General features: G+C 71.7%; 11 protein-coding genes. 7 read left to right on the top strand and 4 right to left on the bottom strand.

All coding sequences use genetic code 11. The features are described from left to right. Positions 1-26: 26 nt before the first annotated feature. Positions 27-1676, bottom strand: coding sequence for a phosphoglucomutase (alpha-D-glucose-1,6-bisphosphate-dependent) (gene pgm / locus EG812_RS18985; protein ID WP_126712331.1), 1650 nt, complete (start codon positions 1674-1676; stop codon positions 27-29). Then, a complete protein-coding gene (gene glgC / locus EG812_RS18980; protein ID WP_013732568.1) occupies positions 1673-2905 on the bottom strand; it encodes a glucose-1-phosphate adenylyltransferase in 1233 nt (410 codons plus the stop codon). The genes pgm and glgC overlap by 4 nt, the downstream gene beginning before the upstream one ends. 71 nt (positions 2906-2976) lie before the next feature. Here glgC and glgA point away from each other — a divergent pair, with 71 nt between their 5' ends. After that, complete coding sequence (glgA, locus tag EG812_RS18975) at positions 2977-4200, top strand: glycogen synthase (protein ID WP_126712330.1); 1224 nt, start codon at positions 2977-2979, stop codon at positions 4198-4200. On the opposite strand, the gene EG812_RS18970 is transcribed toward glgA, so the two are convergent. Then, positions 4190-4636, bottom strand: coding sequence for a type II toxin-antitoxin system VapC family toxin (locus EG812_RS18970; RefSeq protein ID WP_043723602.1), 447 nt, complete (start codon positions 4634-4636; stop codon positions 4190-4192). The two genes, glgA and EG812_RS18970, sit on opposite strands and share 11 nt — an antisense overlap. Before the next feature lie 13 nt (positions 4637-4649). Further along, entirely contained in the window at positions 4650-4889 is a 240-nt protein-coding gene (locus EG812_RS18965) for an AbrB/MazE/SpoVT family DNA-binding domain-containing protein (RefSeq protein ID WP_126712329.1), read from the bottom strand. 128 nt (positions 4890-5017) lie between these two features. On the opposite strand from EG812_RS18965, the gene EG812_RS18960 reads away from it, so the two are divergent. The 6 genes from EG812_RS18960 (at position 5018) to glgB (ending at position 13719) form a co-directional block, all read left to right on the top strand. Next, positions 5018-5632, top strand: coding sequence for a TetR/AcrR family transcriptional regulator (locus EG812_RS18960; protein ID WP_126712328.1), 615 nt, complete (start codon positions 5018-5020; stop codon positions 5630-5632). Then, on the top strand, positions 5629-6858 hold the full coding sequence (locus tag EG812_RS18955) for an NADH:flavin oxidoreductase (protein WP_126712327.1): 1230 nt from the start codon (positions 5629-5631) through the stop codon (positions 6856-6858). Before EG812_RS18960 ends, EG812_RS18955 begins: the two co-directional genes overlap by 4 nt. 15 nt (positions 6859-6873) lie before the next feature. Further along, entirely contained in the window at positions 6874-8589 is a 1716-nt protein-coding gene (locus EG812_RS18950) for a 3-ketosteroid-delta-1-dehydrogenase (protein ID WP_126712326.1), read from the top strand. Positions 8590-8690: 101 nt separating this feature from the next. Further along, positions 8691-9536, top strand: coding sequence for an SDR family oxidoreductase (locus EG812_RS18945; RefSeq protein WP_126712325.1), 846 nt, complete (start codon positions 8691-8693; stop codon positions 9534-9536). A gap of 62 nt (positions 9537-9598) precedes the next feature. Then, positions 9599-11629: an alpha-1,4-glucan--maltose-1-phosphate maltosyltransferase gene (locus tag EG812_RS18940; RefSeq protein WP_126712324.1), complete on the top strand. Its 2031-nt coding sequence runs from the start codon at positions 9599-9601 to the stop codon at positions 11627-11629. Next, positions 11617-13719, top strand: a complete 2103-nt coding sequence (glgB, locus tag EG812_RS18935; protein WP_126712323.1) for a 1,4-alpha-glucan branching protein GlgB — start codon at positions 11617-11619, stop codon at positions 13717-13719. Before EG812_RS18940 ends, glgB begins: the two co-directional genes overlap by 13 nt. Position 13720: the final 1 nt, after the last annotated feature.

Here is a 13720-nt window from a genome sequence, read left to right as displayed (position 1 = left end):
GACCCTGTTGTTCAGGTCCCCGCCGCTCAGCCTGCCGCCTTCAGCACCTCGGTGACGAGGGCCTGGGCCTCCTGCTGGATCCGGGCCAGATGCTCCGGCCCCTGGAAGGACTCGGCGTATATCTTGTAGACGTCCTCGGTGCCGGACGGGCGGGCCGCGAACCAGCCCGACTCGGTGGTCACCTTCAGACCACCGATCGGTGCCCCGTTGCCGGGTGCCGTGGTGAGCGTGGCGGTGATCGGCTCGCCGGCGAGCTCGGTGGCGTGTACCTGCTCCGGGGAGAGCTTGCCGAGCACTGCCTTCTGCTCCCGGGTGGCCGGGGCGTCGATCCGGGCGTACGCGGGCGCGCCGAAGCGTCCGGCCAACTCGGCCCAGTGCTCGCTCGGCGTACGGCCGGTCAACGCGATGATCTCGGAGGCGAGCAGGCAGAGCAGGATGCCGTCCTTGTCGGTGGTCCAGGTGCCGCCGTCGCGGCGCAGGAACGACGCCCCCGCGCTCTCCTCCCCACCGAAGCCGACCGTGCCGTCGAGCAGCCCGGGCACGAACCACTTGAAGCCGACCGGCACCTCCAGCAGCGGACGCCCGAGGTCGGCCGCCACCCGGTCGATCATCGAGGAGGAGACCAGGGTCTTGCCGACCGCCGCGGCCGGACCCCACTGCTCACGGGTGCCGAACAGGTGGGCGATCGCCACGGTCAGGTAATGGTTCGGGTTCATCAGCCCGGCGTCCGGCGTGACGACGCCGTGCCGGTCGGCGTCGGCGTCGTTGCCGGTGGCCACCTGGTAGTCCGCGCGCATGGCGATCAGCGACGCCATCGCGTTCGGTGAGGAGCAGTCCATCCGGATCTTGCCGTCGCCGTCGAGGGTCATGAACCGCCAGGTCGGGTCGACGGTCGGGTTGACCACGCTCAGATCCAGGCGGTGCCGGTCGGCGATCTCACCCCAGTAGGCGACGCTGGCGCCGCCGAGCGGGTCGGCGCCGATGCGGACCCCGGCGGCACGGATCGCGTCCAGGTCGAGCACCGCCGGCAGGTCGTCGACGTACGCGCCGAGGAAGTCGTACGTGCCGGTGGTGTCGACAGCGCGGGCTCGCGCGTACGGGATGCGGCGCACCTCCTTGCCCCCGGCGGCCAGGATCGCGTTCGCCCGGTCCTGGATCCACTTCGTGGCGTCGGAGTCGGCCGGACCGCCATGGGTGGGGTTGTACTTGAACCCACCGTCGTCCGGCGGGTTGTGCGACGGGGTGATCACGATGCCGTCGGCGAGCCCGGCCGTGCGGCCCCGGTTGTGGGTTCCGATCGCGTGCGACACCGCCGGGGTGGGGGTGTAGCCGTCACGGCTGTCCAGCAGCACCGTGACCTCGTTGGCGGCGAGCACCTCCAGCGCGTCGACGGCGGCCGGCGCGGACAACGCGTGGGTGTCCCGGCCGAGGAAGAGCGGCCCGTCGATGCCCTGGGCCTGGCGGTAGTCGCAGAGCGCCTGGGTGACGGCGAGGATGTGGTCGGAGTTGAAGGCGTTGCGCAGACTCGACCCGCGGTGCCCCGACGTGCCGAAGGAGACCTGCTGGGCCGGGTCGGCGGGATCGGGATGCTCGGCGTAGTAGGCAGTCACCAGCCGAGGCACATCGACCAGGTCGGCGGGCTGAGCCGGCTGCCCGGCACGAGGGTGGGAACTCATGGCTCTACCTTCTGTCCTTTGCCGATGACGACGATGCCGTTGTCGGAGACGGTGTAGCGCTGCCTGTCGCGTTCCAGATCGACGCCGATCTCGGCACCCTCGGGAACGTGGACATTCTTGTCCAGGATGGCCCGACGCACCACCGCGTGCCGACCGATCTCGACACCTTCCATCAGCACCGAACCGTCCACGTGCGCCCAGGAGTGCACTTTCACCTTGGGCGAGACGATCGAGTTCTCCACAAGTGAGCCGGAGATCACCGCGCCGGGCGAGACCATCGAGGCGACCGCCCGGCCGACCCGCTCACCCCACTGGTGCACGAACTTGGCCGGCGGGTACGGCGGCTGCTCGGTGTAGATCGGCCAGTCGAAGTTGTAGAGGTTGAACACCGGATGGACGTTGATCAGATCCATGTGCGCGTCGTAGAAGGAGTCCAGGGTTCCCACGTCACGCCAGTAGCCCCGGTCCCGGTCGGTGCTGCCGGGCACCTCGTTGTCACGGAAGTCGTAGACGTTCGCCTCGCCCCGCTCGACAAGCATCGGGATGATGCTGCCGCCCATGTCGTGCTTGCTGGACCGGTCCTCGGCGTCCCGCTCGACCGCGTCGATGAGCGCGCGGGTGGTGAAGACGTAGTTGCCCATCGAGGCGTAGATCTCGTCGGGCGCGTCGGGCAGCCCCACCGCGTCGGTGGGCTTCTCCCGGAAGGCCCGGATCCGCCGGCCGTCCTCGGCCACCTCGATGACCCCGAACTGGTCGGCGGTGGACAGCGGCTGCCGGATGCCGGCCACGGTCACGGCTGCCCCGGAGGCGATGTGCTCCTCCACCATCTGCCGTGGGTCCATCCGGTAGATGTGGTCGGCGCCGAAGACGATCACGTAGTCGGGCTGCTCGTCGTAGATCAGGTTGAAGCTCTGGTAGATCGCGTCCGCCGAGCCGGAGAACCACCACGGGCCCCGGCGCTGCTGCGCGGGCACCGGCGTGACGTAGTTGCCGAGCAGGGTCGACATCCGCCAGGTCTTGGTGATGTGCCGGTCGAGGGAGTGGGATTTGTACTGGGTCAGCACGACGATCTTCAGGTACCCGGCGTTGGCCAGGTTGGAGAGGACGAAATCGACCATGCGGTACATCCCGCCGAACGGGACGGCCGGCTTGGCCCGATCCGTGGTGAGCGGCATCAGGCGCTTGCCCTCTCCGCCGGCCAGGACGATCGCGAGCACCTTCTCAGCCATGACCAGACGCTATCCATCCCGGTGCCGCTTCACCACTCGTACGGGCACACTTCTGCACTAGGGTGCCGGGCATGACCGACTCCACCGGACTGCGCGTCGACCTGCTCACCCGCGAGTACCCGCCGGAGGTCTACGGCGGCGCCGGGGTGCACGTCGAGTACCTGGCCCGGGAGCTGCGTCGGCTCGCCGAGGTCCGGGTGCACTGCTTCGGCGCGCCGCGCAGTGAGCCGGGCGTGCGGGCGTACCCGGAACCCCCCGGCCTGGCCGGCGCGAACCCGGCGCTGCGGACCATGGGGGTGGACCTGGAGATGGCCGCCGGGTGTGCCGGCGCGGACGTGGTGCACAGCCACACCTGGTACGCCAACCTGGCCGGGCACACCGCGAAGCTGCTGTACGGGGTGCCGCACGTGGTGACCGCGCACAGCCTGGAGCCGCTGCGACCGTGGAAGGCCGAACAGCTCGGCGGCGGCTACGCGCTCTCCTCCTGGTGCGAACGCACCGCGTACGAGTCGGCCGACGCGATCGTGGCGGTCAGCGCCGGCATGCGCCGGGACGTGCTGACCGCGTACCCCTCGGTGGACCCGGACCGGGTGCACGTGATCTACAACGGCATCGACACCGCGCAGTACGCCCCGGACCCGGGCACGGACGTGCTGGCCCGACTCGGCATCGACCCGGCCCTGCCCAGCGTGGTCTACGTCGGGCGGATCACCCGGCAGAAGGGTCTGCCGCACCTGCTGCGTGCCGCCCGCGATCTGCCCCCGGAGGCCCAACTCGTGCTGTTGGCCGGGGCACCGGACACGCCGGAGATCGCCGCCGAGGTGGAGGGTCTGGTCGCCGAGCTGCGGGCGAGCCGGTCCGGGGTGATCTGGGTGGCCGAGATGCTGCCCAAGCCCGAGGTGATCCAGGTGCTCACCCACGCCACGATCTTCGTCTGCCCGTCGGTGTACGAGCCGATGGGCATCGTCAACCTGGAGGCGATGGCCTGCGAGACCGCGGTGGTCGCCACCGCCACCGGCGGCATCCCGGAGGTGGTCGCCGACGGCGAGACGGGACTGCTGGTCCCGATCGAGCAGGCCGGTCTGGACGGCACGCCCGCCGACCCGGCACGCTTCGAGGCCGACCTGGCGGCACGGCTGAACGAGTTGCTGGCCTCCCCCGATCGCGCCGCCGCTCTCGGCCGGGCCGGACGTCGCCGGGCGGTCGAGCACTTCTCCTGGGACGCGATCGCCGCCCGCACCCTCGCGCTCTACGAGCAGGTGAGGAAGGGCCCCTTGTCAACGCCTACGGCATAGACGGGCCGCCCTCGGGCGCGATCAGCGTCAAGGTCGGGAAATACGTGCGGTAGCGGCTGCTGTCGCGGGTGAGTAGGCGGTAGCGGCACACCGCCGCGTGTGCCCCGATGTAAAAGTCGGCAATCGGCGAACGCTTGGCGCCGCCCTGTCTGCGGTATCGCGCGTACGCCTTGCCGGCGAGGAAGCCTGCGGAGTACGGCAGCTCCTCGCGGAGGAAGTCCGAGGCGGGCAGGGCATCGTCGAGGTCCTCAACCCGCGCGAACCGCACGGACACCTCGGCGTACACGATGGGGTTGATCACCAGCACGCCGGCGTCGCGCGCGGCGGCCAGTGCCTCGGCCGACCAGTCGGCCCACTTCGGATCGTCGGTGAAGATGTCCAGCAGGACGTTGGTGTCGACCAGAGTCGCGATCGTGTCGGGTGCCCGGTTGGCCACGCCCCGGATCCGTTCAGTCGCCACGAAGCAGATCCATCAGGTCGTCTGTCGACATGCCCTCCACCTCCCGGGCACCGCCCCGGCCACGCATGTGCCGAACCAGGCGTCGCCCACGGGTCTCGGCATCCTCGACGCGCACGATGCGCAGGGCGCCACCTTCCTCGATCACGTCCACCTCGTCGCCCTCGTGCAAGTTGTGCCGAACGCGCAGCTCGGCCGGGATGGTCACCTGCCCCTTGCTGTTCAACTTCATGACTGCCCCCCTGATACGTAATACACACGATACGTGTTACAGGCGGACGCCGACAGGGTGGCAGCATTTCCGAGCCCAGCCGGCGGCCGATTATTGACGCATCCTGCCAAAAATGATTCACTGGTCGCATGGCCTCGGAACCCTCGCCCACCCCGCGCCGACGTGGTCGACCCACAGTGCTCGATCCCGAAGCGGTCGGCACCGCGGCCCTGCGGCTGTGGGCGGAGCGCGGCTACGGTGCCACCGGCTGGGACGACATCTCCGCGGCCACCGGGATCAGCGCCCGCACCCTGATGCGGCACTTCCCGTCCAAGGCCGCCCTCGCCTGGGTGGGGGTGCCCGCCGCCACCCGGCGGCTGACCGAGACGTTCCGCACGCTGCCCCTCGACATCCCGCTGTCGGACGCGCTGCGCGCCGCCGTGGTCGCCTCCGTCTCCGACGACGCGCTCGTGCTCAGCGCGGGCGGGTACTGGATGCGGGTCGTCGCCGAGGAACCCGAGCTGGCGGAAGCCTCCGCCCGCGCCTACGCGCCCTGGACCGAGGCCCTCGCCCGGGAGATCGCCCGGCGTCGACCGGGAGCGCCGAGCGCGATCTACCACGCCGTCGCCACCGCGTACCGCGAGGCGGCCCAGGCCGCGCTGTACGACTGGGCCCGCAGCCCCGACGGCTCGCCCGCCCTCGCCGTCGACGCCCTGCTGCGTCGGTTGGACATCCGCATCACCACACCCGAGGAAGCCCCGTGACCACCACCCGCCCGATTCCCGACCCGCTGGCCCCCGCCACCCTCGGCCCGGTACGCCTGCGCAACCGGGTCATCAAGTCCGCCACCTTCGAGGGGGCGACCCCGGACGCCCTGGTCACCGACCGCCTGATCGAGTACCACACCGCTGTGGGTCGCGGCGGCGTCGGCATGACGACTGTCGCCTACCTCGCCGTCGCGCCCGAGGGGCGCACCGAACGGGGCCAGGTCTACTGGCGGCCCGAGGCGTTGCCCGGGCTGCGGCGGCTGACCGAGGCGGTGCACGCCACCGGTGCCAAGGTCAGCGCCCAGATCGGGCACGCCGGACCGGTGGCCAACTCCCGCTCGAACGGGCTGCCCTCGCTCGCCGCATCGGCGCGGTTCAACCCCCTGTCGATGGGCTTCGACCGCGCCGCGACCCACGACGACATCCACCGCATCGTGGCCGCCCACGGCAGCGCCGCCGCGGCGGCGCGCGAGGTGGGCTTCGACGCCGTCGAGGTGCACCTGGGCCACACCTACCTCGCCGGATCGTTCCTGTCACCGAAGCTCAACCGACGCCGGGACGAGTTCGGCGGTGCGCTGGCCAACCGCGCCGAGTTCGCACGCCGGATCCTGGCCGCCGTCAAGGAGGCCGCCGGCGACGACGTGGCCGTCATCGCCAAGATGAACATGAGCGACGGCGTGCCCGGCGGTTTCGACCTCGACGAGTCGATCCCGTTCGCCCGGATGCTCCAGGCCGACGGGCACCTGGACGCCCTGGAACTCACCGGCGGGTCCTCGCTGCTCAACCCGATGTACCTGTTCCGGGGCGACATCCCGCTCGCGGCGATGGCCGCGCCCCAGCCGCCGCTGCTGCGGCTCGGGATGAAGATGTTCGGCCGGTTCCTGTTCCGCGACTACCCCTACCAGCCGCTCTACTTCCGCGACCTCGCGCTCCAGTTCCGCCGCGAGCTGTCCATGCCGCTGATTCTGCTCGGCGGCGTCACCGACCTCGACGGGATGCGCACGGCCATGAGCGACGGCTTCGAGTACGTCGCCATGGCCCGCGCCCTGCTCAGGGAGCCGGACCTGATCAACAAGATCCGCCGCGACGCCACCACCCGGTCGCGCTGCACCCACTGCAACCTCTGCGCCGCCAGCATCTTCACCGGCACCCACTGCCCCCTGGACACCGAGGGGACGACGGCGCTCGTCGCCGCCGGCACCCGGCCCGTCGTCGCCCCATAAGCAAGGAGTTCCCCGATGTCCGTACCCCGGCAGCCCCGGCCCACCTCGGTCGACCTCGTCGTGATCGGCTCCGGCACCGGCCTGGCCGCCGCGCTCAGCGCCCACGAGGCCGGCCTCTCCGTCGTGGTCGTGGAGAAGTCGCGCTGGGTCGGCGGCTCCACGGCACGCTCCGGCGGCGCCTTCTGGATCCCCGCCAATCCCGTGCTGACCGCCGAGGGCTCCGGGGACACGCCCGAGCGCGGTGCGGCGTACCTGGAGGCCGTCGTGGACGGCTCGGCGCCCGAACAGCGCTGGCGCAGCTTCCTCGAGCACGGCACCGCCACGATCGAGATGCTCACCCGGACCACCCCGATGCGCTTCCTCTGGGCCCGCGGCTACTCCGACTACCACCCGGAGTTGCCCGGCGGCACCGCCGACGGCCGGAGCTGCGAGTGCCGTCCGCTCGACCTGAAGGTCCTCGGTGCCGATCGGGCGCGGCTGCGTCCCGCCGTTCTCTCCGCGCCCGTGCCCATGCCGGTCACCGGCGCGGACTACAAGTGGCTCAACCTGATGGCGAAGACCCCGTTTCGCGCGCTGCCCCGCATCGTGACCCGCCTCGCCCAGGGCCTCGGCGGCCTCGCGCTCGGGCGCGAGTACGCCGCCGGCGGCCAGGCCATCGCCGCCGGCCTGTTCGCCGGCGTCCGCCGCGCCGGCATCCCGGTCTGGACCGAGACGGCGCTGGAGCGGCTCCTGGTCGAGGGGGACCGGGTCGTCGGGGCCGAGCTGCGCCACGGGGATACGACGTTCGCCGTACGGGCCGAGCGGGGTGTCGTGCTCGCCACCGGCGGCTTCGACCACGACCTGCCGCTGCGGCACACCCACCACCACCGCGACCTGGGCGACACGAGCCTCGGCGCGGACAGCAACACCGGCGACGGGATCCGCGCCGCGCAGGAGGCGGGCGCCGGCACCGACCTGATGGAGCAGGCGTGGTGGTTCCCCGCCGTCGCGCCGGTCGGCGACGCCGCGCCGTCGGTGCTCCTCGCCGAGCGTTCCCTGCCCGGGTCGCTCATGGTGGACGGCACGGGCCGCCGGTTCGTCAACGAGTCCTGCGACTACATGACGTTCGGGCAGCGGGTGCTCGGCCTCGCCCGCGAAGGTGGGGCGTTGCCGGCCATGTGGCTGGTCTTCGACAAGCGGTACCGCAACAGCTACGTCTTCGCCGGCACGCAGTTCCCCCGCGCCCCGCTGCCGAAGTCCTGGTACGAGGCGGGCATCGCGCACCGCGCGGGCAACCCGGGTGACCTCGCCCGGTCGATGGGCGTGGACGCCGACGCGTTGAGCGCCACCCTGGCACGGTTCAACCAGCTCGCCGCCGCGGGCGTGGACGACGACTTCGCGCGGGGCGCCAGCGCGTACGACCGCTACTACGGCGATCCGACGGTGACGCCGAACCCGAACCTGCGGCCCCTGGCCGGCACCCTGTACGCCGTCCGGGTCGTCCTGTCCGACCTCGGGACCTGCGGTGGGATCCGGGCCGACGGCCTCGGCCGGGCGCTGTCCGACACGGGGACCCCGATCCCCGGGCTGTACGCCATCGGCAACGCCGCCGCCAACGCCTTCGGCCGCACCTACCCGGGGGCCGGGGCGACCATCGGGCAGGGCCTGGTCTACGGCTACATCGTCGGGCGGCACGCGGCGGGCAAGCTCCCTGCCGCCGACCGGGCCCCGAGCCGTCAGACGGCGGAATAGGCACGGTTTTGCCGCACCCGGGGCCGCCCGGCGTGCCAGCATCCGGCAGGACGCACGGGGCCGCCCCGGACCGACCGTCGGCGAAGCGGAGAGGAACCGAGATGGGTACGTACGCGGTGACCGGCGCGGCCTCGGGCATGGGCCGGGCGTCCGCCGAGCGGCTGCGGCGCGACGGGCACACCGTCGTCGGCGTGGACCTGCGGGACGTGGAGGTGATCGCCGACCTCTCCACGCCGACCGGGCGCGCGGCGGCGGCCACCGAGGTGCTGGAGCGCGCCGGAGGGCGGCTCGACGGGGCGGTCTGCGCCGCCGGGCTCGGCGGCATCCCCGGCCGGGACCGGCTCGTGCAGCAGGTCAACTTCTTCGGCGTGGTGGAGCTGCTCGAGGCGTGGCGACCGACGCTTGCCGCCGCCGGCAACAGCAAGGTCGTGGTGTTCGGCTCGAACTCCGTCACGCTCACCCCGATGGTGCCGGAGGGCGCCGTGCGGGCCCTGCTCGACCGCGACGCCGACCGGGCGCTGCGCGTGGTGGGGCGCTTCGGCAAGCGCTCGGCGCCGTTCGCGTACGCGAGCTCGAAGCTGGCGGTGACGCGGTGGGCGCGCCACGCCGCGATCTCGCCGGAGTGGGCCGGCGCCGGCATCCGGGTGAACGTCCTGGCCCCCGGCATCATCGCCACCCCGCTGCTGGAGGAGCAGATGGCCCGGGGCGAGAGGGAGGCGGTCGAAGGGCTGCCGGTGCCGATCGGCGGGCGCGGCAAGCCGGCGGACGTCGGCGAGTGGGTGGCGTTCATGCTCTCGCCGGCCGCCGACTTCCTCTGCGGTTCGGTGATCTTCCTGGACGGCGGCTCGGACGCCTACTTCCGCACCGACGACTGGCCCGTCTCGACCGGCCCGGTCGGGGTGCTGCGCTACCTGCGGCGCGCCAAGGCGTGGCGGGCGCGGCGCTGACCGGCGTGGTGGAAGCAGCGCGCAATCGAGCGCGAAAGGATCTCGCGCAGTAGGTTGACGGGGTGACTGGACGGTTCCCGATCGAAGACGTCTCCCCCGTCGTCTCCTGCGGACGTTATCCGGCCCGCGCCGTCGTCGGGGAACTGGTGCCGGTGTCGGCGACCGCGTACCGCGAAGGGCACGACGCGCTCGGCTGCAACGTGGTCTGGCTCGGGCCGGACGGTCGGGCCCGTCCGTTCACCCGGATGCGGCCCGGGGAGCCCGGCCGGGACCGGTGGCACGCCACCATCACCCCCGACGCGGTCGGCGAGTGGATCTTCACGGTGGAGGCGTTCAGCGACCCGTACCTGACCTGGCACAACGCGGTGACCAAGAAGATCGCCGCCGGCCAGAGCGCGGAAGACCTGACCAACGACCTGGCCGAGGGCGTACGCGTGCTGACCGCCGCCGCCGACCTGGTGCCGGCGGCGCAGCGGGCCCGGATCGAGCAGGCTGTGGCCGCCCTGGCGGACTCGACGTTGCCCCTGCCGCAGCGCAGCGCCCCGGCGCTGACCCTGGCCGACCTGCTCTGGGCGCACCCGGTGCGGGAGTTGGTCACCACCGGCGAGGAGTACCGCATCTGGGTGGACCGGGAGCGGGCTCTGTACTCCGCCTGGTACGAATTCTTCCCCCGCTCGGAGGGGGCGATCCTGGCCACGACCGAGACACCGGCCCGCTCCGGGACCTTCGCCACCGCCACCGAACGGCTACCCGGGGTGGCGGCGATGGGCTTCGACGTGCTCTACCTGCCGCCGATCCACCCGATCGGCCGGGTCAACCGCAAGGGCCCGAACAACAGCCTGACCGCCGGGCCGCACGACGTGGGTTCGCCGTGGGCGATCGGCGCGGCCGAGGGCGGCCACGACGCCATCCACCCCGACCTGGGTACGCCGCAGGACTTCCGCGACTTCGTGGCCGCCGCCGCCGAACACGGCCTGGAGGTGGCGATGGACCTGGCGTTGCAGTGCGCGCCGGATCACCCGTGGGTGACCGAGCACCCGGAATGGTTCACCACCCGCGCCGACGGCAGCATCGCGTACGCGGAGAACCCGCCGAAGAAGTACCAGGACATCTACCCGCTGAACTTCGACAACGACCCCGACGGCATCCGCACGGAGATCCTGCGGGTGGTACGGCACTGGGTCGGCGAGGGCGTGAAGATCTTCCGGGTGGACAACCCGCACACCAAGCCTGTCGACTTCTGGCACTGGCTGATCTGGGAGGTCAAGCGGACCGACCCGGACGTGCTCTTCCTCGCCGAGGCGTTCACCCGACCGGCGATGATGCACGGGCTGGCCAAGGTCGGCTTCACCCAGTCGTACACGTACTTCACCTGGCGGACCTCGCCCACCGAGATGCGCGAGTACTGCGCGGAGCTGGTGGCGGCGGCCGACTACATGCGGCCGAACTTCTGGCCGAACACCCCCGACATCCTGCACGAGAGCCTGCAGCACGGCGGGCCGCCGATGTTCAAGATCCGGGCGGTGCTGGCCGCGCTGCTCTCCCCCTCCTGGGGCATGTACGCCGGCTTCGAGCTGTTCGAGCACGTCGCGCGTCCGGGCGCGGAGGAATACCTCGACAACGAGAAGTACGAGCTGCGGCCCCGGAACTGGGCGCAGGCCCAGGCGCAGGGGCGGTCGCTGGCGCCGTTCATCGCCACCCTGAACCGGGTGCGCCGGGAGAATCCGGCCCTGCACCGGCTGCGCAACCTGGTCTTCCACGACATCGACAACCCGGCGCTGCTGTGCTGGTCCAAACGCGACCCGGTGACCGGCAACACGGTGCTGGTGGTCTGCTCGTTCGACTCGCACACGGTGCAGTGGGGCAACACCACGCTGGACATGCCGGCGCTGGGCCTGGACTGGCACGACCGGTTCACCGTGTACGACGAGTTGACCGGGGCCGGCTACGACTGGGGGCAGCGCAACGCGGTCCGGCTCGACCCGTACCTGCACCCCGCTCACGTGCTCACCCTCCCTACCGCCACCGCCGCCGTTCCCACCGACACCGCCGGCCCTGCCGCCACGAAGGACGACGCCCGATGGACCAGCTGATCTCCGGGGAGACCCACGACCCGCACGCCGTGCTCGGCGCCCACCCGGCGAACGGCCGTACGGTGATCCGCACCCTGCGGCGGGGCGCGACCGAACCGTGCCTGCTGGTGGGTGAACAGCGGTACCCGATGACCCGGGTGCACGAGGTGGGCGTCTTCGAGGCGACCGTGCCCGGCGAGGTGCTCGACTACCGCATCGAGTGGGACGGGCAGCCGCACGACGACCCGTACCGGCACCCGCCGACCCTGGGTGAGCTGGACCTGCACCTGATCGGCGAGGGTCGGCACGAGCGGCTCTGGGAAGCCCTCGGCGCCCGCGTCCTCGACGGCGGTGTGGCGTTCACGGTGTGGGCCCCCAACGCCCGGGGCGTGCGGGTGGTCGGTGACTTCACCGGCTGGGCGCCCGACGACGGCTGGCCGATGCGGTCGCTGGGCTCCACCGGCGTGTGGGAGATCTTCGTGCCGGGGGTGCAGGTGGGTGCCCGGTACAAGTACCGGATCCTCGGCGCCGACGGTCACTGGCGGGACAAGGCCGACCCCCTGGCGGGGTACGCGGAGGTGCCGCCGGCCACCGCCTCGGTGGTGCACCGCTCGACGTACGAATGGGGCGACGCGGACTGGCTGGCGCGGCGGGCGAAGCAGCAGCCGCACCAGGAGCCGATGAGCGTGTACGAGGTGCACCTCGGCTCGTGGCGGCCCGGCCTCGGCTACCGGGACCTGGCCGAGCAGTTGGCCGCGTACGTGACGGAGCTGGGCTTCACCCACGTGGAGTTCCTGCCGGTGATGGAGCATCCGTTCGGCGGTTCCTGGGGCTACCAGGTCACCGGCTACTACGCCCCGACGTCCCGCTTCGGCGACCCGGACGACTTCCGTCACCTGGTGGACCGGCTGCACGCCGCCGGCATCGGGGTGATCCTGGACTGGGTGCCGGCGCACTTCCCCAAGGACGAGTGGGCCCTCGCACGCTTCGACGGCACCCCGCTCTACGAGCACCCCGACCCGCGTCGCGGCGAGCACCCCGACTGGGGCACGTACGTCTTCGACTTCGGTCGCCGCGAGGTGCGCAACTTCCTGGTCGCCAACGCGCTCTACTGGCTGGAGGAGTTCCACGTCGACGGGCTGCGGGTCGACGCGGTCGCCTCGATGCTCTACCTGGACTACTCGCGCGCCGACGGGCAGTGGGTGCCCAACCAGTACGGCGGCCGGGAGAACCTGGAGGCCATCGCGTTCATGCAGGAAACCAACGCGACGGTCTACAAGCACCACCCCGGGGTGGTGATGATCGCCGAGGAGTCCACCGCCTGGCCGGGAGTGACCCGACCGACAAGCGACGGCGGGCTCGGGTTCGGCTTCAAGTGGAACATGGGCTGGATGCACGACACCCTGCTCTACACCTCGAAGGACCCGATCTACCGGCAGCACCACCACCATCAGCTCACCTTCTCCCTGGCGTACGCCTGGAGCGAGAACTACGTGCTGCCGATCAGCCACGACGAGGTGGTGCACGGCAAGGGCTCACTGCTGGGCAAGATGCCCGGCGACCAGTGGCAACGACTGGCAAACGTCCGCGTGCTGCTGGCGTACATGTGGGCGCACCCGGGCAAGCAACTGTTGTTCATGGGCTGCGAGCTGGCCGACGACCGGGAGTGGAGCGAGGAGCGCGGCCTCGACTGGTACCTGCTGCACGACCCGGCCCGGGCCGGCGTGCAACGCCTGGTCGGCGACCTCAATCGGGTCTACCGGGACACCCCCGCGCTGTGGGCGCAGGACACCTCCCCCGCCGGCTTCCGCTGGCTCGCCGGAGACGACGTCGCCAACAACACCATCTCGTTCGTCCGGATCGCCCCCGACGGCGCCACCCTGGTCTGCGTGGCCAACTTCTCCGCCCTGCCGCTGGAGGACTACCGCATCGGCCTACCGGCCGCCGGGGCGTGGGCCGAGCTGCTCAACACCGACGCCCACCACTACGGCGGTTCCGGCGTCGGCAACCTCGGCACCGTCCACGCCGAGCCCGTCCCCTGGCACGGCCAACCCGCCTCGGTGGCGCTGCGCGTCCCCCCACTCGGCGCCCTCTGGCTCCGCCCCGCGTAAC

The sequence above is a fragment of the Verrucosispora sp. FIM060022 genome (assembly GCF_003977705.1).
GTDB lineage: Bacteria > Actinomycetota > Actinomycetes > Mycobacteriales > Micromonosporaceae > Micromonospora > Micromonospora gifhornensis.
The sequence above is the reverse complement of the archived record's forward strand: the minus strand, read 5'-3'. Positions and strand labels throughout refer to the sequence as shown.

Bases quoted from the DNA above. Each gene is read 5' to 3' on its own strand.
- EG812_RS18950 (WP_126712326.1), top strand. From the start codon at position 6,874: ATGTCCGTACCCCGGCAGCCCCGGCCCACCTCGGTCGACCTCGTCGTG.
- EG812_RS18945 (WP_126712325.1), top strand. From the start codon at position 8,691: ATGGGTACGTACGCGGTGACCGGCGCGGCCTCGGGCATGGGCCGGGCG.
- glgB (WP_126712323.1), top strand. From the start codon at position 11,617: ATGGACCAGCTGATCTCCGGGGAGACCCACGACCCGCACGCCGTGCTC.
- glgC (WP_013732568.1), bottom strand. From the start codon at position 2,905: ATGGCTGAGAAGGTGCTCGCGATCGTCCTGGCCGGCGGAGAGGGCAAG.
- pgm (WP_126712331.1), bottom strand. From the start codon at position 1,676: ATGAGTTCCCACCCTCGTGCCGGGCAGCCGGCTCAGCCCGCCGACCTG.
- EG812_RS18965 (WP_126712329.1), bottom strand. From the start codon at position 4,889: ATGAAGTTGAACAGCAAGGGGCAGGTGACCATCCCGGCCGAGCTGCGC.
- glgA (WP_126712330.1), top strand. From the start codon at position 2,977: ATGACCGACTCCACCGGACTGCGCGTCGACCTGCTCACCCGCGAGTAC.
- EG812_RS18960 (WP_126712328.1), top strand. From the start codon at position 5,018: ATGGCCTCGGAACCCTCGCCCACCCCGCGCCGACGTGGTCGACCCACA.